The sequence below is a fragment of the Nocardia sp. NPDC058633 genome, assembly GCF_042717045.1.
GTDB lineage: Bacteria > Actinomycetota > Actinomycetes > Mycobacteriales > Mycobacteriaceae > Nocardia.
On the sequence record NZ_JBHXRA010000036.1, the window covers coordinates 1 to 19,856 of the forward strand.

20 protein-coding genes are annotated in these 19,856 nt (G+C 67.7%); 12 read left to right on the forward strand and 8 right to left on the reverse strand.

Going from position 1 to position 19,856, the window contains the following annotated elements; translation table 11 throughout:
* Nucleotides 1–169 precede the first annotated feature (169 nt).
* On the forward strand, nucleotides 170–1,627 hold the full coding sequence (locus tag ACFWUR_RS29220) for an NAD-dependent succinate-semialdehyde dehydrogenase (RefSeq protein ID WP_378911128.1): 1,458 nt from the start codon (nucleotides 170–172) through the stop codon (nucleotides 1,625–1,627).
* Between the two features lie 99 nt (nucleotides 1,628–1,726).
* Here the strand turns inward: ACFWUR_RS29220 and ACFWUR_RS29225 are convergent, their stop codons facing one another.
* Nucleotides 1,727–2,020, reverse strand: coding sequence for a chorismate mutase (locus tag ACFWUR_RS29225; RefSeq protein WP_056816138.1), 294 nt, complete (start codon nucleotides 2,018–2,020; stop codon nucleotides 1,727–1,729).
* 380 nt (nucleotides 2,021–2,400) lie between these two features.
* On the opposite strand from ACFWUR_RS29225, the gene ACFWUR_RS29230 reads away from it, so the two are divergent.
* Entirely contained in the window at nucleotides 2,401–4,983 is a 2,583-nt protein-coding gene (locus ACFWUR_RS29230) for a UvrD-helicase domain-containing protein (RefSeq protein ID WP_378911130.1), read from the forward strand.
* Nucleotides 4,984–5,042: 59 nt separating this feature from the next.
* Here ACFWUR_RS29230 and ACFWUR_RS29235 read toward each other — a convergent pair whose 3' ends face one another.
* Both ACFWUR_RS29235 and ACFWUR_RS29240 read right to left on the reverse strand, forming a co-directional pair.
* Nucleotides 5,043–6,434 (reverse strand): DUF1731 domain-containing protein, encoded by a 1,392-nt coding sequence (locus ACFWUR_RS29235; RefSeq protein WP_378911131.1) that lies wholly within the window; start codon nucleotides 6,432–6,434, stop codon nucleotides 5,043–5,045.
* A 142-nt stretch (nucleotides 6,435–6,576) separates the two neighbouring features.
* Nucleotides 6,577–7,617 (reverse strand): M23 family metallopeptidase, encoded by a 1,041-nt coding sequence (locus ACFWUR_RS29240; RefSeq protein ID WP_378911132.1) that lies wholly within the window; start codon nucleotides 7,615–7,617, stop codon nucleotides 6,577–6,579.
* Between the two features lie 517 nt (nucleotides 7,618–8,134).
* Here ACFWUR_RS29240 and sucC point away from each other — a divergent pair.
* The 6 genes from sucC (at nucleotide 8,135) to purH (ending at nucleotide 15,483) form a co-directional block, all read left to right on the forward strand.
* Nucleotides 8,135–9,301, forward strand: coding sequence for an ADP-forming succinate--CoA ligase subunit beta (gene sucC, locus ACFWUR_RS29245; protein ID WP_378911133.1), 1,167 nt, complete (start codon nucleotides 8,135–8,137; stop codon nucleotides 9,299–9,301).
* A gap of 12 nt (nucleotides 9,302–9,313) precedes the next feature.
* Entirely contained in the window at nucleotides 9,314–10,231 is a 918-nt protein-coding gene (gene sucD / locus ACFWUR_RS29250; protein WP_378911134.1) for a succinate--CoA ligase subunit alpha, read from the forward strand.
* 282 nt (nucleotides 10,232–10,513) lie between these two features.
* A complete protein-coding gene (locus ACFWUR_RS29255) occupies nucleotides 10,514–11,542 on the forward strand; it encodes a DUF5336 domain-containing protein (RefSeq protein ID WP_378911135.1) in 1,029 nt (342 codons plus the stop codon).
* Nucleotides 11,543–11,696: 154 nt separating this feature from the next.
* On the forward strand, nucleotides 11,697–13,208 hold the full coding sequence (locus tag ACFWUR_RS29260) for a DUF6350 family protein (RefSeq protein WP_378911137.1): 1,512 nt from the start codon (nucleotides 11,697–11,699) through the stop codon (nucleotides 13,206–13,208).
* Between the two features lie 36 nt (nucleotides 13,209–13,244).
* Nucleotides 13,245–13,925: a phosphoribosylglycinamide formyltransferase gene (purN, locus tag ACFWUR_RS29265; RefSeq protein WP_378911149.1), complete on the forward strand. Its 681-nt coding sequence runs from the start codon at nucleotides 13,245–13,247 to the stop codon at nucleotides 13,923–13,925.
* Complete coding sequence (purH, locus tag ACFWUR_RS29270; protein ID WP_378911138.1) at nucleotides 13,918–15,483, forward strand: bifunctional phosphoribosylaminoimidazolecarboxamide formyltransferase/IMP cyclohydrolase; 1,566 nt, start codon at nucleotides 13,918–13,920, stop codon at nucleotides 15,481–15,483. The genes purN and purH overlap by 8 nt, the downstream gene beginning before the upstream one ends.
* Before the next feature lie 55 nt (nucleotides 15,484–15,538).
* On the opposite strand, the gene ACFWUR_RS29275 is transcribed toward purH, so the two are convergent.
* Nucleotides 15,539–15,982, reverse strand: coding sequence for a hypothetical protein (locus ACFWUR_RS29275; RefSeq protein WP_378911140.1), 444 nt, complete (start codon nucleotides 15,980–15,982; stop codon nucleotides 15,539–15,541).
* A gap of 180 nt (nucleotides 15,983–16,162) precedes the next feature.
* Here ACFWUR_RS29275 and ACFWUR_RS29280 point away from each other — a divergent pair, with 180 nt between their 5' ends.
* Nucleotides 16,163–16,723, forward strand: coding sequence for a LysM peptidoglycan-binding domain-containing protein (locus ACFWUR_RS29280; protein WP_378911142.1), 561 nt, complete (start codon nucleotides 16,163–16,165; stop codon nucleotides 16,721–16,723).
* Nucleotides 16,724–16,782: 59 nt separating this feature from the next.
* Here ACFWUR_RS29280 and rpsR read toward each other — a convergent pair whose 3' ends face one another.
* The 4 genes from rpsR to rpmB all read right to left on the reverse strand — a co-directional run bounded on the left by rpsR (nucleotide 16,783) and on the right by rpmB (nucleotide 17,871).
* The gene (gene rpsR, locus ACFWUR_RS29285; protein WP_067449582.1) at nucleotides 16,783–17,040 is read right to left on the reverse strand and encodes a 30S ribosomal protein S18; all 258 of its coding nucleotides are present in this window, start codon (nucleotides 17,038–17,040) and stop codon (nucleotides 16,783–16,785) included.
* A gap of 36 nt (nucleotides 17,041–17,076) precedes the next feature.
* Nucleotides 17,077–17,382, reverse strand: coding sequence for a 30S ribosomal protein S14 (gene rpsN, locus ACFWUR_RS29290; RefSeq protein ID WP_056813996.1), 306 nt, complete (start codon nucleotides 17,380–17,382; stop codon nucleotides 17,077–17,079).
* Between the two features lie 72 nt (nucleotides 17,383–17,454).
* Complete coding sequence (gene rpmG, locus ACFWUR_RS29295) at nucleotides 17,455–17,625, reverse strand: 50S ribosomal protein L33 (RefSeq protein ID WP_056813994.1); 171 nt, start codon at nucleotides 17,623–17,625, stop codon at nucleotides 17,455–17,457.
* Between the two features lie 9 nt (nucleotides 17,626–17,634).
* The gene (rpmB, locus tag ACFWUR_RS29300) at nucleotides 17,635–17,871 is read right to left on the reverse strand and encodes a 50S ribosomal protein L28 (protein ID WP_194826729.1); all 237 of its coding nucleotides are present in this window, start codon (nucleotides 17,869–17,871) and stop codon (nucleotides 17,635–17,637) included.
* A gap of 103 nt (nucleotides 17,872–17,974) precedes the next feature.
* Between rpmB and mrf the strand changes: the two genes are divergently transcribed.
* The 3 genes from mrf to rpmF are packed head-to-tail and all read left to right on the forward strand — an operon-like array spanning nucleotide 17,975 to nucleotide 19,719.
* A complete protein-coding gene (gene mrf, locus ACFWUR_RS29305; RefSeq protein WP_378911144.1) occupies nucleotides 17,975–19,279 on the forward strand; it encodes a ribosome hibernation factor-recruiting GTPase MRF in 1,305 nt (434 codons plus the stop codon).
* A complete protein-coding gene (locus ACFWUR_RS29310) occupies nucleotides 19,276–19,542 on the forward strand; it encodes a type B 50S ribosomal protein L31 (protein WP_378911145.1) in 267 nt (88 codons plus the stop codon). Before mrf ends, ACFWUR_RS29310 begins: the two co-directional genes overlap by 4 nt.
* Nucleotides 19,543–19,545: 3 nt before the next feature.
* A complete protein-coding gene (rpmF, locus tag ACFWUR_RS29315) occupies nucleotides 19,546–19,719 on the forward strand; it encodes a 50S ribosomal protein L32 (protein WP_378911147.1) in 174 nt (57 codons plus the stop codon).
* The last annotated feature ends 137 nt before the right edge of the window (nucleotides 19,720–19,856 follow it).

The window sequence follows — 19,856 nt, forward strand, 5'->3', positions numbered from 1 at the left end:
TGCTTGCTCCTTCGTCGCGTACGCAACGGCGCCTAACCGGCGACCCGGCCGCGACCGGCCACTTCGTGGCCGCCGCTCCCTATGGGTCGCGGGTGCGGGGTGGCCTGTGCCGGTCGTCCTTCCTCGGTGTTGGGGTGGTGGCCCGGGGTGGCGGGCTTAGGCTGGCGGGATGGTGTCTGAACGCGACGTACTCGAATTCGTGCCCAAGGGTTTGTGGATCGGCTCCGGACCCGTCGAGGCCACCGGGGGTGGCACTTTCGACGTGCGCAATCCCGCCGATGGGGCGGTGATCGCACAGGTGGCCGACGCGACCCCGGAGGACGCGATGCGGGCGCTGGACGCGGCCGTCGCGGCGGGTGCCGCGTGGGCCCGGACGCCGTCGCGGGAGCGGGGGGAAATCCTGCGAACGGTGTTCGAGCAGCTGACGGCGCGAGCGGAGGAATTCGCGTTGCTGATGACGCTCGAAATGGGCAAAGCCCTGTCGGAGAGCCGCAACGAAGTGCGCTACGGCGCGGAGTTCTTTCGCTGGAACAGTGAAGAAGCGGTGCGTATTCACGGGCGATACCTGAACGCGCCGTCGGGCACGGGGCGGATCATGGTCGCCAAGCAGCCGGTAGGGCCCTGCCTGGCGATCACACCGTGGAACTTCCCGCTGGCCATGGGCACCCGCAAGATCGGGCCCGCGCTGGCGGCAGGCTGCACGATGATCGTCAAGCCGGCCTCGGCGACGCCGCTGACCATGCTGGCGCTGGCCAAGCTCTGTAGCGAAGCGGGCCTGCCCGACGGGGTGCTGTCGGTGATCACCACGCGGCGTTCCGGGGCCGTCACAGGCCCGCTGATCGACGATCCCCGGCTGCGCAAGCTCACCTTCACCGGCTCCACCGAAGTCGGTAAGGGGCTCGTTGCGTCGTCGGCGAACCGGCTGCTGCGCACCTCCATGGAACTGGGCGGCAACGCGCCGTTCGTCGTGTTCGACGATGCCGATGTCGACGCCGCCGTGGCCGGTGCGATGCAGGCGAAGCTGCGCAACGGTGGCGAGGCGTGCACCGCTGCCAACAGGTTCTACGTGCAGCGTGGCGTGGTCGCCGAGTTCACCGAGAAGTTCGTCGCCGCGATGGCCGACACCGTCGTGATGGGCCCGGGCACCGATGCCGCGACCACCCTTGGCCCGCTGGTGAGCGAGGCTCAGCGCGAGATCGTGAGCGAGCTGGTCGACGATGCCGTCTCCGTGGGCGCGCGGGTGTTGATCGGCGGCAAGGTTCCCGGCGGCCCGGGCTGGTACTACCCGGCCACGATCTTGGGAGATGTGCCGCCGACCGCTCGCATCCTGCGCGAGGAGGTGTTCGGCCCGGTGGCCCCGATCGTGGCCTTCGATACCGAGGACGAGGGCGTCGCCGCCGCCAACGACACCGAATACGGGCTGGTCAGCTATGTCTTCACCCGCGACCTCGACCGTGCGCTTCGCATCTCCGAGGCGATGGACAGCGGCATGGTCGGCGTCAACCGCGGCGTCATCTCCGATCCCGCGGCGCCGTTCGGCGGCGTCAAGGAATCAGGGTTCGGACGCGAGGGCGGTACCGAGGGCATCGAGGAATACCTGAACACCAAATACATCGCCCTGACCTGAGCCGGGCGAAAAATAACCGCCCCGGGGATGGTGTCGCACCCGGGGCGGCTTTTTGGCAGCGGCGAACTGGCTGGTTCGCCGCATGGTCTGTGGGGTGGCTCAGCGGCCGAGGCGGCCGCGGCCGAGGCGGAGCAGGAGCATGGCGAGGGTGTGACCCTCCTGGCCCAGCTCACTGAAGCGCTCGAGCACTTTCATCTCTCGGCTGTGGACCAGGCGCGTGCCACCGGAGGCCATCCGGGTGCGGCCGATGATCCGGGAAATCTCGCTGCGACGTTTGATCGCGGCGAGGATCGTGGCATCGAGCTGATCGATCTCGAGGCGGAGCTTGTCGATCTCGGCTTCGGATTGCGGCAATGCCGAATCGGACCCGGTGGTCGTAGCAGGGGTGCTCATCATTCATCTCCTCGTGTCAGAACTTGGATCGGTCGGACCGAACGGCCTGTTACCCGATCTGTTCCGTCACCCTGAAACTTTTCCCGACGGGCAGTACGTGATCCCCCCGGGAGTGCGCGATCAGCCGTACTCCCCGTCACGATATCGGACCGGCGACCGATCCGGGCATGCGGAGAAGCGCTGACCATGGGGCTCAGTCTGCCACGGGGCGCTAGGTAGGCAAAACAGTTCTGTTTGTGAATTCGCTGAGAACGTTCACCAAGTGCGGCCCGCGTCCACCTGGGCGCGTTCACCGGTAGTTTGCCGAGTCGTCGACGGCCGGTCATCGTGGTGGCGGCAGTTCGCGGCTTGTCGGTGCCCGCCGGTAGCGTGGACAGACGATGGACATCACGGTCGCTCCCCACGCCTCAGCCACCGATCCCAGCGAACCGGCGCCCGCGCCGAGTGGCGCCGTGCCACCGACTCGGGACGGTGGTGGCGCCGGCGCGTCCGCGCTGGCTCAGGCGGCGGCCAAGAACAGTGCCGAACAGTCCCAGCGCCGCCAGGAGCGCGAACAACAGCGTGCCGAGGAGATCGAGCGCCTGCTCGACGGGCTCAATCCGCCCCAGCGTGCGGCGGTGACGCACGCGGGGTCCCCGTTGCTGATCGTGGCGGGCGCCGGCTCGGGCAAAACCGCGGTACTCACCCGCCGGATCGCCTATCTGCTCGCGGCGCGCGGGGTGCGCACCGGGGAGATCCTGGCCATCACCTTCACCAACAAGGCCGCGGCCGAGATGCGCGAACGGGTTGCCGGGCTGGTCGGCCCGCGGGCGGCCAGCATGTGGGTATCGACCTTCCATTCCAGTTGTGTGCGCATTCTGCGGATGCAGGCGGCGTTGCTGCCCGGCTTGAATTCGAATTTCTCGATCTACGACGCCGACGATTCGCGTCGTTTGCTCACGATGATCAGTCGCGATTTCGAGATCGACACGAAGAAGTATTCGGCGCGGTTGCTGTCGACGGCGATTTCCAATCTGAAGAACGAACTGATCGGCCCGGAAAAGGCCGCCGCCGATGCCGAAGCCGACGACACCGAACTGCCCGCCCTGGTCGCCAGGGTCTACGCCGAGTATCAACGCCGGTTGCGCACGGCCAACGCGATGGACTTCGACGATCTGATCGGCGAGACGGTGGCGCTGTTGCAGAACCATCCACAGGTCGCCGAGTACTACCGGCGGCGGTTCCGGCACGTGCTGGTCGACGAGTACCAGGACACCAACCACGCCCAGTACGTGCTGGTGCGTGAGCTGGTCGGGCATCACGACGACGTCGAAGACCAGGCGGTAGGACCGAGCGAACTGTGCGTGGTCGGCGACGCCGATCAGTCGATCTACGCGTTCCGTGGCGCCACCATCCGCAATATCGAGGAATTCGAGCGCGACTTCCCGGATGCGGAAACCATTCTGCTGGAACAGAACTACCGCTCCACCCAGCACATTCTGTCCGCCGCCAACGCGGTGATCGCGCGCAACGAGGGCCGCCGCGAGAAGAAGCTGTGGACCGATTCCGGCGAGGGTGAACTGATCACCGGCTACGTCGCCGACAACGAGCACGACGAAGCCTCCTTCGTGGCCAAGGAAATCGATCGGCTCGTCGACGGCGGCGATGCCAACTACGGCGACGTAGCGGTGTTCTATCGCACCAACAACAATTCCCGCGCGCTGGAAGAGATTTTCATCCGCATGGGCCTGCCGTACAAGGTGGTCGGTGGGGTGCGGTTCTACGAGCGCAAAGAAGTGCGCGACGTGGTGGCCTACCTGCGCGTGCTGGAGAATCCCGAGGACGCGGTGAGTGTGCGCCGCATTCTCAATACACCGCGCCGCGGAATCGGCGATCGTGCGGAGGCGTGCGTGGCGGTGCACGCCGAACAGCGCGGTATCGGTTTCGCCGCGGCACTGCGTGACGCGGCCGACGGCAAGGTCGCGCTGCTGAACACCCGTGCCCAGCGGGCCATCGCGGGGTTCCTCGATCTGCTCGACGAGATTCGGGTGGCGGGCAAGCGGGCCGACAGCGACTATCCCGATGTGGGAAACGTGGTCGAGGCGGTGCTCGACCGCACCGGCTATCGCGGCGAACTGGAAGCTTCCGACGATCCGCAAGACGGCGCGCGGCTCGACAATCTCAACGAACTGGTCAGCGTCGCACGCGAATTCAGTTCCGAGGCGTTCAACAACGCCGAAGCGGCACGGGAGGAAGGGCTGGTGCCCGAGGCCGGCGACGGTGAACCGGAGCCGGGGTCGTTGGCGGCCTTCCTCGAGCGGGTGTCACTGGTCGCCGATACCGACCAGATCCCGGACGAGGGCACGGGCGTGGTCACCATGATGACGCTGCACACCGCCAAGGGCCTCGAATTTCCGGTGGTGTTCGTAACCGGTTGGGAGGACGGGCAGTTCCCGCATATGCGGGCGCTGGGCGACCCGAACGAATTGGCCGAGGAACGTCGGTTGGCGTACGTGGGAATCACGCGGGCGCGCCAGCGGCTCTATCTCTCGCGGGCTGTTGTGCGGTCCGGCTGGGGGCAGCCGGTGTCGAATCCGGAATCGCGTTTCCTACAGGAGATTCCGCAGCACTTGTTGGATTGGCGCAGGCTGGAACCGGTGGTTTCGCCGGTGCAGCGGGGGCGGCGTCGTGGTGAGGACAGCGGTTTCGATCGGGATTGGACCAGCGGGAGCGGGTGGGATCAGCGACCCGGTGTGCGTGGGGGATCCGGTGAGCGTCGGCCGGCGCCGGGTGGGGCGGTCAAGCGCAACAACACCGAACTCGTTCTGGCCGTAGGGGATCGGGTTACCGATGACAAGTACGGGTTGGGGCGGGTTGTCGCCGCGGATGGGGTAGGGCCGTTGGCTACGGTGACCATCGACTTCGGCTCCGCGGGGAAGATTCGGTTGATTCCGCAGTTCAGTCGGACCATCGTCAAGTTGTGAGTGCGGGAGGTGGCGGGGCGAGTCCGGCCACCTCCCGGTTCCCCGGACGGCGAGCCTGATTACTCAGGGCTGCTCGACGGCAGCAGGTAGGTCAGGGCCTCGTCGAGGGTGGGGTAGCGGAAGTCGAAGCCGGCCTTGTGGAGTACCTCGGAGGTGGCGTGGCGGCCGGTGAGGCCGAGTGCTGGGTCGGTGCGCAGGAATACAGCGCCGACGGTGAGCATCGCCTTCGGCGTCGGTGGTGACGGGGGGCGGTGCAGGATTCGGCGCAGGGTGGCCATGAGTTCGGTGTTGCGGACCGGGAATTCGGTGGCGGCCACGAGGACGCCGTTGGGGAGGGCGAGGTTCTGGTCCAGGCCGAGGGAGGCTCGGACGATGGCCAGCCAGTCCTCGATGTGGATCCAGCTGAACCACTGGTCGCCGGGGCCGATGCGGCCGCCGAGACCCGCCTTGGTGAGTTGGCCGAGGCGCTTGAGGGCGGGGGCGTCGGGGTCGAGGACGATGGAGGTGCGCAGGATCGTCCAGTGGTCGGCGCGCGCGGGGTCGAAGGCTTCCTCCCACGGCTGGGCGACGCCGGTCATCTGGGGGAGGCCGACCGGGAGGGGAGTTGTTTCGGTGCACCGGGTTTCGCCCGCGTCCGACCAGATGGCCGTGGTGCTGGCTTGGACCCAGTAGTCGACAGGGGTATCGCGCAGACCCGCCGCGGCGACGAGAGCGGTGGTGGAATCGACTCGGCTGGAACGCAATTCGGCGATGTTGCGTTCGGTCGGCCTGCAATCGACCAACTTTCCGGCGAGGTTGATCACGGCCAGGCGACCGGGCTCGCGTAGTTCGACGGACCAGGAGCCGACCGAGCGGCCGTCCCATTCGGTCTGGCGGAAGGGCAGATTCGGGTTGCGGCGGCGGGTCAGCAGGGTGACGCGCTGGCCGCGGCAGGTCAGGTCGGCGGCGATCTGGAGACCGAGTGCGCCGGTGCCACCCGCGATGACCACATTCAGCGCGTCGTCGGTGGGAGCGAGTCCGGCCAGTCGCGCCAGGCGCGAGAAGTTCACGCGCGCGTCGGTTTCGATGAACGGGCGGACGACGGTGCGAGCCGCGGCGGCGGACGGGCCGGTGAAGCGGAGTTCCTGGGTGATGTCGGTGCCGCCGTCGCGGGGTGTCAGCCGCCAGGTGAGGTGCATGGTGCCCGCGGGTTCGGGCTGCTCGATCCGGAGCTCGCGATTCGGTTCGAACACGGTGACGGTGAACGGTTCAGCGAAACGCTCGTGAATCCGTGCCGAGAGTTTTCCGTTGGGGAGATAGTCGCCGGTGGCACCGACAGCGACCGGCCCGTGCATCCGCACCGACCGCACCCCGGGGTTCCACTCCGACCACTGCTCGAGATCTGCGAGCACTCCCCACACCAATTCCGGTGCGAGCCCGATGAACTGCGTGTACTTCGTCGTACCAGCCATACCTCACGCTAACCCTGCCCCTAGCGGAGCGGAAGCGTGCTGCTGGTCACGCAGAAGAACCCACAACATCGCGCCGGTCCCTCATGCGAGTCGCCCAGCACCTGAGTCCGGCCGACATATCCGGAGTGGCGCAACAGCCAGGTCAGTCTCGCTGGGAGCCCAGGCTGATGCCGCGCGTCGCCAGCCACGGGACCGGGTCGATCTTGTCGGTGCCGTTGAGCCAGACCTCGAAGTGGCAGTGCGGGCCGGTGGAGAAGCCGCGGTTGCCCATGGTGGCGATCTGGTCGCCTGCCATCACACGCTCGCCCTGCGAGACGGTGGCGGTGTCGATGTGCCCGTAGATGGTGACGGTGCCGTCGTCGTGCAGGACACGGACCCACATGCCGAAACCGGAAGCCGGGCCCGCTTCGATGACGGTGCCGTCGGCGACCGCGTAGATCGGGGTGCCGATCGGACCCGCGACGTCGATGCCGAGGTGCTGGACGCCCCAGCGAGCACCGAAACCGGAGGTGTAGTTACCCGAGGTGAACTTGGCGAACAGGGGCCGCAGCTTGGCGGATTCCTGGGCGGCGAGGTCTTCGGCGAACTTGGCGCCCTTGGCGAGGATGTCGTCGAAGTGGCTCCGGTCGGCGATGGTGGTCGCGTCGAGCACCTGCGGCGACGACCCGGTGCCCTGGTCGCCGATCTCGGCCGTGCTCATCGACTGGGCGGCGATCTCGTGGACCTGGCCCGCTGCTTCGTAATCGATGCCGTGGGCGGGTTGGCCCGGATCGGCCATCGCGGCCTGACCCGCGGCGACCACCGCACCGGCGGCGACAGCGATGACCGCGGCGCGGCCCTTCAGCGCGGCGGGTGGTGCGGGGACTCGGTGTGCGCCGCCACGACGCTCGGCGCGGCGGGGGGCGGGGGGTGCTTCGGCGGTGGTCCGTTCGGCTACGGGCGCCCAGTCGGTGGCGTACGTGCCGGTGTCATAGGACTCGTCGGCGGTCCATTCGTCCTCGGCGGGCGTCCACGCCGCGTCGTCGGACCACGTGTTCTGTTCGCGCCATGCGTCGTCGGTCTGGGGCCATGCGGCGGCGGGAGCCCGTCGGGGCTGGGGATGCGACGTGTACTCGTCGGCATACCGGTAACGATGGCCTGAACTGGTGCGATTTTCGACTGGAAGGGTGGAGCGGTGGTTCATCGGCTGTGCCGAATCGCCAGCTGTTCCAAGCGAGTACTGAAGTACCTCAAGCTTGTCGTCCTCCTCAGTCCTGACTTGCCAGTCGTGACCTGGTTGTCGTGACCTGGTTGTGACTTCGACCGCACTGACGGTAACGAAGCGATTGCAGAGTGGCAAGCGCTGGCCGGAAACCTACACCTGTGTGTGACATTCGTCACCGTAACGCGATGGAATAACTCACCGTTTTCCGGCATCTCGGGTGAGGTCCGTCGACGACATAACGTAGTAGATGGCGGGGTGTTCGACCTTTAGGCGGCCCGACCTGCCAAGGCATCGCAAAACGCCGATTCACTACTCGCCAGTAGCCTTGGCCAGCGGTTTTCCGGGACTCCCGTAAAGGGTCGTGACCTGCGCCACTTACTATGAACGTGGTCGTTTAGCCCTCCCCGTGACTAGCTACAGTCCGATCCGACCCGCTACCGACGTCGGGCCGCCAACAAAGACGTTGTCATAGCAACGCAGACGAGACGGTGAGTACATGGATCTCTTCGAATATCAGGCGAAGGAGCTCTTCGTTAAGCACGGAGTGCCTTCGTCCGAGGGTCGTGTTTGCGACACGGCTGAAGAAGCACGCGCCATTGCCGAGGAAATCGGCAAGCCCGTAATGGTCAAGGCGCAGGTCAAGGTGGGCGGCCGTGGCAAGGCTGGCGGCGTCAAGTACGCGGCCACCCCGGAAGACGCGTTCACGCACGCGCAGAACATTCTCGGCCTCGACATCAAGGGCCACATCGTCAAGAAGCTCCTGGTCGCCGAGGCCAAGGACATCGCGGAGGAGTACTACATCTCCTTCCTGCTCGACCGCTCCAACCGCACCTACCTGGCCATGTGTTCGGTCGAGGGCGGCATGGAGATCGAAGAGGTCGCCGAGAAGACTCCCGAGCGCCTCGCCAAGATCGCCGTCGACGCCGTCAAGGGTGTCGACCTGGCCTTCGCCCGTGAGATCGCGGAGAAGGGCCACCTGCCCGCCGACGTGCTCGACGCCGCGGCCGTGACCATCCAGAAGCTGTGGGAGGTCTTCGTCAACGAGGACACCACCCTGGTCGAGGTCAACCCGCTGGTGCGCACCCCCAACGACGAGATCCTCGCCCTCGACGGCAAGGTCACCCTGGACGAGAACGCCGAGTACCGGCATTCCGACCATCTCGAGTTCGCCGACGTCGACGCGACCGACCCGCTCGAGCTCAAGGCCAAGGAGAACGACCTCAACTACGTCAAGCTCGACGGCGAGGTCGGCATCATCGGCAACGGCGCCGGTCTGGTCATGTCGACCCTGGACGTCGTCGCCTACGCCGGTGAGAACCACGGCGGCGTGAAGCCGGCCAACTTCCTCGACATCGGCGGCGGCGCCTCGGCTGCCGTCATGGCCGCCGGACTGGACGTCATCCTCGGTGACGAGCAGGTGAAGTCCGTGTTCGTCAACGTCTTCGGTGGCATCACCGCCTGTGACGCGGTCGCCAACGGCATCGTCGGCGCGCTGGAGACCCTGGGCGACGAGGCCAACAAGCCGCTGGTCGTCCGCCTGGACGGCAACAAGGTCGAAGAGGGTCGCAAGATCCTGACCGACCGTAACCACCCGCTGGTGACGCTTGCCCAGACCATGGACGAAGGCGCCGACAAGGCTGCCGAACTGGCCGCTGCCAAGTAAAGGAACGAACTCATGTCAATCTTCCTGAACAAGGACAACAAGGTCATCGTCCAGGGCATCACCGGCGGCGAGGGCACCAAGCACACCGCGCTGATGCTGAAGGCGGGCACCAACATCGTCGGTGGTGTCAACGCTCGCAAGGCCGGTACCACGGTCAAGCACACCGACAAAGACGGCAACGAGATCGAGCTGCCCGTGTTCGCCTCCGTCGCCGAGGCGATGGAGAAGACCGGCGCCGACACCTCCATCGCGTTCGTGCCGCCCGCCTTCTCCAAGGACGCCATCATCGAGGCCATCGACGCGGAGATCCCGCTGCTCGTGGTCATCACCGAGGGCATCCCGGTGCAGGACTCCGCCTACGCGTGGGCCTACAACGTCGAAAAGGGCGCCAAGACCCGCATCATCGGCCCGAACTGCCCCGGCATCATCACCCCCGGTGAGGCGCTGGTCGGCATCACCCCGAACAACATCACCGGCAAGGGCCCGATCGGCCTGGTGTCGAAGTCGGGCACCCTGACCTACCAGATGATGTACGAGCTGCGCGATTTCGGTTTCTCGACCGCGATCGGCATCGGCGGCGACCCGGTCATCGGCACCACCCACATCGACGCCATCGAGGCGTTCGAGAAGGATCCCGAGACCAAGATCATCGTCATGATCGGCGAGATCGGTGGCGACGCCGAAGAGCGTGCGGCCGCGTACATCAAGGCCAACGTGACCAAGCCGGTCGTCGGCTACGTCGCCGGTTTCACCGCGCCCGAGGGCAAGACCATGGGCCACGCGGGCGCCATCGTCTCCTCCGGTGGCGGCACCGCGCAGGCCAAGCAGGACGCGCTCGAGGCCGCGGGCGTGAAGGTCGGCAAGACGCCGTCCGCGACCGCCGCGCTCGCTCGCGAGATCCTGGAGAAGGCGTCCATCGCTTCTGCCTGACCCGGTCAGGGCCCCGGGGGCGGTAGCTTGCGTAACCACGCAGGGTCCCCGGGCGCAGGCGAATTGAACACTGCTCGATCTGCAACCTCACACTGTCGAAGGCCGCCTTCAGGTTCAACCTGGGCGGCCTTCGTCGATCTATCCACAGGCAGTGGTTTATCCACAGCCTGCATCGGTAGGTGATGACCGGGGGCGTGGCGTGCAGTAGCGTCAAGTATCGGATCAGGCACCAGTCAGTTCGACGCGACCGATGCGCACGACTCGACAAGGAGACGACGAGACATGTCATACCCGACCGGGGGCTCCGGGTACAACACACCCGCGACACCCGCCGCGCCACAGGGCCCGAGCACCGGAGCCGCCGCGGCTGCGCCATCGACCGCGGCCGGTTCGCAGGACAAAGGGCTGCCGTTCATTTTGACCGCGGCCGCCGCCGGGCTCGGCGTCGTCACCTTCCTCCTCGGCTTCGCGCCGTACGTCGGTTTCACCGCGCTGCGTGAGACCTCGACCGGCAGCATGTTCGAGTCCAGCAGCGCCGCGCTCGCGACGCTGATCCTGGCCGCCGCGTTACTGGCCGGGCTGTCGCTGCTGCCCAAGCAGAATGTCCTCGGCGTGGCCGCGGCACTCGCGGTGGCCTCGTTCATCGGCATCGTCGTGTCGCTGATCAGCGTGGGTGAAGGCATAGAACTGCAGTGGGGCGCGTTCGTCGTCGCCGCGTTCTCGTTCGTCACCGCCGTGCTGTTGGTGCTGGCGTTGCTGTTCGGGATGGGGATCATCAAGGCCCCCGCACCGAAACCGGCGCAGCCGCAGCAGCAGCCGGGTCAGTACGGCCAGTACGGCCAGCAGGGGTACGGCCAGCAGAGCTATGGCCAGCCCGGTCAGCAGTCCTACGGCCAGACCGGTTACGGCCAGCCCCAGACCGGTGGGCAGTACCCGACGCAGTCGCCGTACGGCCAGCAGAGCCAGCCGTCGATGCCACAGGCTCCGCAGCCGTCCTACGGTCAGCCGGGGCAGCAGCCCTACGGCCAGCCCGCCCAGCCGCAGCAGTCGCCGTACGGCCAGCAGTACGGTGCCCCGCAGCAGCAGGGGTCGCCGTACGGTGCGGCACCGCAGGCGCCGCAGCCGCGTCCCGACGAGAGCGCCACGCAGACCTTCGGTGGACAGCAGCAGGGCCAGCCGTTCGGTGCGCCGAACTACGGTGGCGCGCAGCAGTCGTCGCCGGGGCAGTCGCAGCCGTTCGGTGGCGAGCAGACCGCCGATCCGGCGGCCGACGCGACCACCGCGTTCCGTCCGAACGACGACAACAAGTAGAACCGCAGGCATGGTCGGTCAAGGCCCGGGCATGCCGAATGGATACGGCTGCCGCATGGTGGTCCAGGTTTCGATCGCGAGCCCACAGGTGCGCCTGTGGGCTCGCGGCGCGCCTGACCCGCGGCTGCCGGGGAAGCTGCCACGCTGAATTGTCATGAGCTCCCGTAACTCCCTCGTGCGCCGGACCCCCGGGTCACGCGGCACCGGGGAGACCGTCGCCGCACCATCTCCCGAGCCCGGCTGGTGGTCCCTCTCGCCTGAGCGAGCGCGAACCCTGCTGCTGGTCGCGGCGAGGCCGACGATCACCGCCTTGGCGGCGACGGTGCTGCTCGTGCTCGTGGTCATGCTCACCACCGGCACCGATCTCACCAGCGCGCCCGCCGCGGTCGCCGCGACCTGGCTTGCCGCCCACCAGGTTCCGCTCACCGTCGGCAGGACCACCCTGGGCCTGCTCCCACTGGTTCCCACGGCCGTGCTGGCCTGGCTGGCCGCCCGCGAATGCGCGCGTGCCGTTCCGAACCGGCCGACCCCGGTCGAGCTGGGCTGGTTGACCGGCGCGGTGGTGGCCGGACCGCTGCTGATGACGGCCGTGTGCCTCGCTGTCACCGGTGACGCCGCGGGCGTCACGCCACTCGAATCGGCAGGCCCGGTCGCGGCGTTCGGCTGGGTGCTGGTGCTGTATCTGGGCGCGGCCGCCGCCGGGATCAGCAGCAGGGCGTGGAGTTCGGTGTGCGCGCTGGTGCCGATCGAGATTCCCGAGTGGGCGATCCTCGGCGCCCGTGCCGCGCGTCGCACCGTGTTGCGCATGCTCGGCTGTGCCGCACTGGCCACCGTCATCTCGTTCTTCACGCACCTGTCCCGGCTCGACGGTGCCTTCGCGCAGGCCCACAACGCCACCGACGTGCTCGGCATGACCTTGCTCTCGTTGCTCTACCTGCCGAATGTGGTGATCGGCGCGGCCGGGATCCTCAGCGGCGCCACGGTGTTGTTCGGGGCCGGATCGGTCGGCCTGTTCGGCGTCACCGGCGGACACATGCCGGTGCTGCCCGCGCTGATTCCCGTGCCGGAAGGGCCCGCATCGGGGTGGTGGGCGGTGCTGCTGCTGGTCCCGCTCGGCGTCGGGATGCTCGGCGGGATCGAACTCGGCCGCACCAGCGACGACCGGCCGGGCGCGCCGTGGGCGACACTCACCTGCGCCGGTCTGTCCACGATGACCTTCCTGATCCTCGCGATCCTCGGCAGTGGTCAACTCGGTGCCGTCGGCTGGGTCGGGGTCGATCTGCTGATGCTGGTCGTGCTGATGGTCACCTGGTTCGGTTTCGGCGGTTTCGTCGGCATGGTCTTCGCCCGCCGCTTCCTGACACCGACCGAGCCGCCCGAGTCGACCGAGGACTACGACGAGTACGACACCGACGACTACGAGGACGACGACTACTACGACGAGGACGAGTACGAGGACCCCGACGATCCCGACGACGCCGAGGATCTCGCCGAATACGACGACCCCGCAGTCGAAGTCGACGGCGAACTGGTCGAGGACTTCGATGACGATGTCGAAGTGAGCATCGCCGCGCCCGGTTCGACCGACGAGCCCGCCGACGACATCGTCGACGTCGAAGTGGTCGAGTCGGACCTGCCGGACGGTGACAAGACCCCCGGTCGCTAAGCTCGACCCGGCGCCTGTCGCCATCGCCGCCGCCCGATCACACGCAGGAGTAGAGCGCTGACGTCCTCGTTTGCCCCGTGGAAGCCCGCCAGAACCCCGGCCACCGTCGTCGTTCTGGCCTCGGGCACCGGCTCGCTGCTCAACGCGCTCCTGGCCGCCGCCCGCGAGCCCGGCTACCCGGCGCGGATCGTCGCCGTCGGCGTCGACCGGGACTGCCCGGCCACCGCGCACGCCGATGCCGCGGGGGTGCCGCACTTCAAGGTGGGACTCGAAGATTTTCCGGATCGTGAAGCTTGGAACCTCGCCCTCACCGAGGGCGTCGACGCGCACAAGCCCGATCTGGTGGTTCTGGCGGGCTTCATGAAAATCCTCGGCGCCGCGTTCATGGAGCGCTTCGGCGGCCGACTCATCAACACCCATCCCGCGCTGCTGCCGTCGTTTCCCGGCGCGCACGGGGTGCGTGACGCGCTCGCCTACGGCGTCAAGGTCACCGGCTGCACCGTGCACCTGGTCGACGCGGGCGTCGACACCGGCCCGATCCTCGCGCAGGAGTCGGTGAACGTGGTGCCCGGCGACGACGAGGACACGCTGCAGGAGCGCATCAAGGTTGTCGAGCGACGGTTACTGGCGGAGGTCATCGCCGCCGTCGCGACGCGAGGCATTGTCTCCGACGGACGAAAGGCAGAAATACCAGTGAGCGAGCACACCGGTGAGTGAACGTAAGGCGATCCAGAGGGCGCTGGTGAGCGTCTACGACAAGACCGGGCTCGTCGAGCTCGCTACCGGGCTGCACGCAGCCGGTGTGGAGCTGGTCTCGACCGGTTCGACCGCGGGCAAGATCGCCGAGGCCGGGATTCCGGTCACCAAGGTCGAGGATCTGACCGGGTTCCCGGAGACGCTCGACGGACGCGTCAAGACGCTGCACCCCCGGGTACACGCCGGCATCCTGGCCGACACCCGTCGCGCCGAGCACGTCGACCAGCTCGTGGAGCTGGGTGTCGAGGCGTTCCAGCTGGTGGTGGTGAACCTGTACCCGTTCACCCAGACCGTGGCCAGTGGCGCGAGCGTCGACGAGTGTGTCGAGCAGATCGACATCGGTGGGCCCTCGATGGTGCGTGCCGCCGCGAAGAACCACCCCTCCGTCGGCGTGGTCGTCGACGTCACCGATTACGACGACGTGCTCGCCGCGGTGAAGTCCGGCGGGTTCACCCTCGCCGAGCGCACCGCGCTGGCCGCCAAGGCCTTCCAGCACACCGCGAGCTACGACGTGGCTGTCGCGAGCTGGATGGGCTCGGTCGCCGTGCCCGCCGTCGCCGAGGAGACCGAGCAGTTCCCCGGCTGGGTCGCCGGTTCGTGGGAGCGCGCCGCGGTGCTGCGCTACGGCGAGAACCCGCACCAGGCCGCCGCGCTGTACACCAGCAACGACGGCACGGTGGGGATCGCGCAGGCGCAGCAGTTGCACGGCAAGGAGATGTCGTACAACAACTACACCGATGGCGACGCCGCCTGGCGTGCGGCTTTCGACTTCGACGAGCCCGCTGTCGCGGTGATCAAGCACGCCAACCCGTGTGGCATCGCCGTCGGCGCCGATATCGCCGAGGCCCACCGCAAGGCCCACGCGACCGACCCGGTCAGCGCCTACGGTGGTGTGATCGCGGCCAACCGCGAGGTCAGCGTCGAGATGGCCGAGCAGGTCGCCGAGATCTTCACCGAGGTGATCATCGCTCCCGGGTACGCCTCCGGCGCGGTGGAAGTGTTGCAGCGCAAGAAGAATGTGCGCGTACTGGTGGCCGATGCGCCGCAGCGCAAGGGTGTGGAGCTGCGCCCGATCAGCGGCGGGGCGCTGCTGCAGGACCGCGACGTCCTCGATGCCGCGGGCGATGATCCGGTCAACTGGACCCTGGCCGCGGGCGACCCGGCCGACGTCACCACCCTGGCCGACCTCGAGTTCGCTTGGCGCGCTTGCCGTTCGGTGAAGTCGAACGCGATCCTGCTCGCCGAGGACGGCGCCGCGGTCGGCGTCGGCATGGGGCAGGTCAACCGCGTCGACTCCTGCAAGCTCGCCGTCGAGCGTGCGGGCGAGCGTGCGAAGGGTTCCGTCGCCGCCTCCGACGCCTTCTTCCCGTTCTCGGACGGTCCGGAGATCCTGGTGGCCGCGGGCGTTCGCGCGATCGTGCAGCCCGGTGGCTCGATCCGAGACAAGGACACCATCGAGCTCTGCAAGGAAGCCGGCGTCACGCTGTACCTGACGGGCGCGCGCCACTTCGCTCACTGAGTCGACACCGCAAACGGGTGCCACGCCGAATCCTCGGTGCGGCACCCGTTTTCGGCTATCCGGCGTCGAGGACCTCGCGGGTGCCCAGTGGGGAATTCAGGGCGATCTCCATGGTGCCCAGTACCGCGTTCATGGTGCACATCTTGTCGACCGCGTCTGCCCGGGTGCCGGAGCGCAGGGCGATGGTGACCGCCTGGGGAGTCTCGGTGACGGTGGCGTCCACGGCGTAACAGGCGGGGTTGCCGGTTTGGAAGGTGACGCCGATCTTGTTGTCGCCGAGTCGATTCCAGGACGTGAACGGGATCGGGTGGGGGTTGACGAGGGTGGGGTCGGCGATGAAGGGCTCGCCGAGGCTGGGGGCCGGGCTCTCGGGTCGGCTGTTGGTCGCCGATGTATCCGGTTGGGGCGCAGGCTCATCCGAGTTCGAGCATGCGGTGAGGGGTGCGAACAGGGCGGCCAGGATCGCGGCCGTGGCGGCGCGGCGCGGCATCGTCGACATGGGTTCAACCCTAGACCGCACAGCGGGGACCGCACTCGCCAGTGAACTTTCCGCGAACCCTGCGCGTAACCCTCCCATTTCCGCTCCGCGAGGACTACATTCGGCCTTGATGCGGCATCGTGGCACACGGCCGGCATCTTCTGTTGGATGCTCTGCAACTGGATCTTCGAAAGGAACATCGTGGGCGACACGCTGCGCGTAGGCGAAGAACTGGGACTGGGACAGTCCCTGACCGGCGGTGCGTACACCCTGGCTCTGCAGCCGGACGGCAACCTCGTGCTGACCGAGCCCGACGGCAACGTCGTATGGGCCGCACAGACGCACGGGCAGGACGCGCAGCGCGCGGCCCTGCAGCACGACGGCGACTTCGTCGTCTACAGCGGCAACGGCCAGCGCGTCTGGGCGACCGACACCAGCGGCAAGAACGTCGAGAAGCTGGTTGTGCAGCCCGACCGCAACGTCGTGCTCTACGGCACCGACGGTTCGGTCGCGTGGGCCACGGCCACCAACACCGACAACCCGCTGCCCGCTCCCGAGCCGGTCGCCGCCGCTCCGGTCGCTGAAGAGGTCCCCCCGCCGCCGCCGGCCGCGCAGACCTACACGGTCGAGTCGGGCGACACCCTGTGGGCCATCTCGGAGCGCTTCTACGGTGACGGCAACCGGTACCACGAGATCGCCGCGGCCTCCGGTATCGACAATCCGGATCTCATCAACGCCGGTCAGGTGCTGACCATCCCGTAGTACGCACACGAAAGTGGCCCCGAGGCAACAGCTTCGGGGCCATTCTCGTGTTCACGGGGCTACTTGGTCGTGGTGAACGGCAACAGCGCCATCTCGCGCGCGTTCTTCACCGCGACGGCCACCTGACGCTGCTGCTGCGGGGTCAGGCCGGTGACGCGGCGGCTGCGGATCTTGCCGCGATCGGAGATGAAGGTGCGCAGCAGGTTGACGTCTTTGTAGTCGACGTACTCGATGCCCGCGGCGATCAGCGGATTCTTTTTCGGCTTACGGCCCTGGTCGGCACGTGCCTTCTTGGACGGTGCTCGCTTCACTGCCATGGGATATTCCTTCTCACGAATCAGTTTGGGGAGGCTCTACCAGCTCGATTTGTGGACCCCGGGCAGCTCGCCCCGGTGGGCCATCTCGCGCACACGAACACGGGAGAGGCCGAACTTGCGGAGATAGCCGCGTGGGCGGCCATCAGCAGCGTCCCGATTGCGCAATCGTACCGGACTGGCATTACGCGGCTGGTTGCGCAGTTCGGCCTGTGCGGCGGCGCGCTCGGGCTCGCCGGTGCTGGGCTTGCGGATGATCTCCTTGAGCTCGGCCCGCCGGGCCGCGAACCGTTCGACGATCTCGCGCCGCTGTTCGTTGCGGGCGATCTTGGATTTCTTGGCCATATATCGGCTCCCTTCACTGTGCCTGCATGGTTACGCTGCGCTGCCGCTTGGCGGCCCTGAGCTCAGGGAGCGTCAGCGCTCCTCGCGGAAGTCGACGTGGCGGCGCACGACGGGGTCGTATTTGCGCAGGACCAGCCGGTCGGGGTCGTTGCGGCGGTTCTTGCGGGTGACGTAGGTGAAGCCGGTGTCGGCGGTGGACTTCAGCTTGACGATCGGCCGGATATCGGTCGATTTCGAGGCCATGTTCAGCTCCTAGATCTTGTCCCCGCGAGCGCGGATGCGGGCCACTACAGCCTCGATCCCGTCGCGGTCGATGGTCTTGATGCCCTTGGTGGAGACCGTCAGCGTGATGCGTCGACCCTCGCTGGGCAGGTAGTAGGTCTTGTGCTGGATGTTGGGGTTCCAGCGTCGGTTGGTGCGCCGGTGCGAGTGCGAGACGGCTTTTCCGAAGCCCGGCTTGCGACCGGTGACCTGGCAGTGGGCCGACATGCGACCTCCTTCCATGGTTATGACAACCATTTTCGACAACGATTATTCCGCACTGTACAGTCGCGTTGAAGTAAATGAAAATCATTGTCGAAAGGGGTATCGGGTGCTTGACCAGTCGGACCGGAGAACGCCCGTGGTGCTGCTGGCCGGCTTCTCGGGACCCGCCATGGACGGCGTCGAACACATCGCGCACACGATGAGCGCGGACGCGGGCACCGTGGTGGTGCACCACGACCTCGCGGAACTGCGCGAGGGTGTGGTGCGCCGCACGGTGCGGACCGCGGGCAACGTCACCACCACGGTGCTCGAACTCGCCCACGGCTGTGTGTCGTGCACGCTGCGCGCCGACCTGTTGCCGATGCTGTGCACGCTCGCCACGCGCGGTCATGTCGAACGCATCGTGCTGGCGCTGGATCCCGGCATCGAGGCAGAGGCGCTGTGCCATGCGATCGAGAATGTCGTGGTCACCGGAGTCGCCGATCGCGTCGAGGGGCCCGCCGGGCGATCCGTGCGGATCGAAGCCGTGCTGACCTGCCTCGACGGGCAGCAGTGGCTCGCCGACGCCACCGGCGACGAGGTGCTGGCCGATCGGGGACTGGCCTCGGCCGACGACGAGCGCACGGTCGCGCAGGTGGCTGTGGGGCAGGTGGACTTCGCCGACGCGCTGGTCGTGCGTACCGCCGGGACCGACGCGCTCGACCGCGAACGTCTCGGGGCGGTGCTCGACCGGCTGGCTCCCGCCGCGCCGGTCGCCTGGCTCGACGACTTGTCAGGCTTCGACGACATGGAGATCGGCGCCCTGCTCACCCGCGTGCCCGCCGACTCGCGTCGCGGCCGGATCTTCGACGCGCACGCGCCGTTGCTGCGCGGGCAGCCGCCGCTGAGCACCGACTGCGGGGTTTCGATCGTCGAATTCGCCGCCCGCAGGCCCTTTCATCCCGAGCGGTTGCACGAGGCGCTCGACGTGCTGCTCGACGGCGTCGTCACCGCCCGCGGCCGGGTCTGGCTGGCGACTCAGCCCGACCATGTGGTGTGGCTCGAGTCGGCGGGTGGTGGCCTGCGGGTCGGTGGCGCCGGGCGCTGGCTGGCAGCGATGAGCCCGCAGGAACGCGCCGCCGCCGACCCGGATCGGCAGGTGATGGCCGCGCTGGGCTGGGACGAGCGGTTCGGTGATCGCGATGTGTCGCTGGTGATCCTGGCCCACGACGCCGACCCCGCCGAGATCCGCCACGCCCTGCACTGGGCGCTCGTCGAAGACGACGAGCTGCGCCTGGTCGAGCGGGCCCCTGAACGAGTCGCGCTGTGGGAGGACCCCTTCGGCGACTGGCACGAAGATCCCTGCGCCGATCCCACCGAGGCCACGGCCTCGGCGAGCGAGCGCACCAATCCGAGAGGAGAAACGGCATGAAAGCGGGAATCCACCCCGATTACCACCCCGTCGTGTTCGAGGACGTGAGCACCGGCAAGCAGTTCCTGACCAGGTCGACCGCGACCAGCGATCGGACCGTCGAGTGGGCCGACGGCAACACCTACCCCCTCATGGTGGTCGACGTGACCTCCGATTCGCACCCGTTCTGGACGGGCACCGCCCGCAACCTCGACACCCAGGGTCGCGTCGAGAAGTTCGAGCGCAAGTACGGAAAGCGCGCACGCGCGGGCAAGGAAGGCTGAACCATGGCGGTCCCCAAGCGCAGAATGTCGCGCTCCAACACCCGAAGCAGGCGCGCGCAGTGGAAAGCGGAAGTGCCACAGCTGGTCCCGGTGACCGTGGCCGGCGTCGAGTACCGAGTGCCGCGCCGCATCGTCAACGCCGTACGCAAAGGCATGATCGACCCCGCCCGCCTCTGAAAGCATGACGACGGCCTGTCAGGAAACTCCTGACAGGTCGTCGCTGTGTCTGTCTCTACCGCGTCCTGGGTTTGCGGCCCGCCTCGAATCCGAGGGGCGAGACGGAACGGCGAAGCCGCAGTATCGCCCCTCGGATT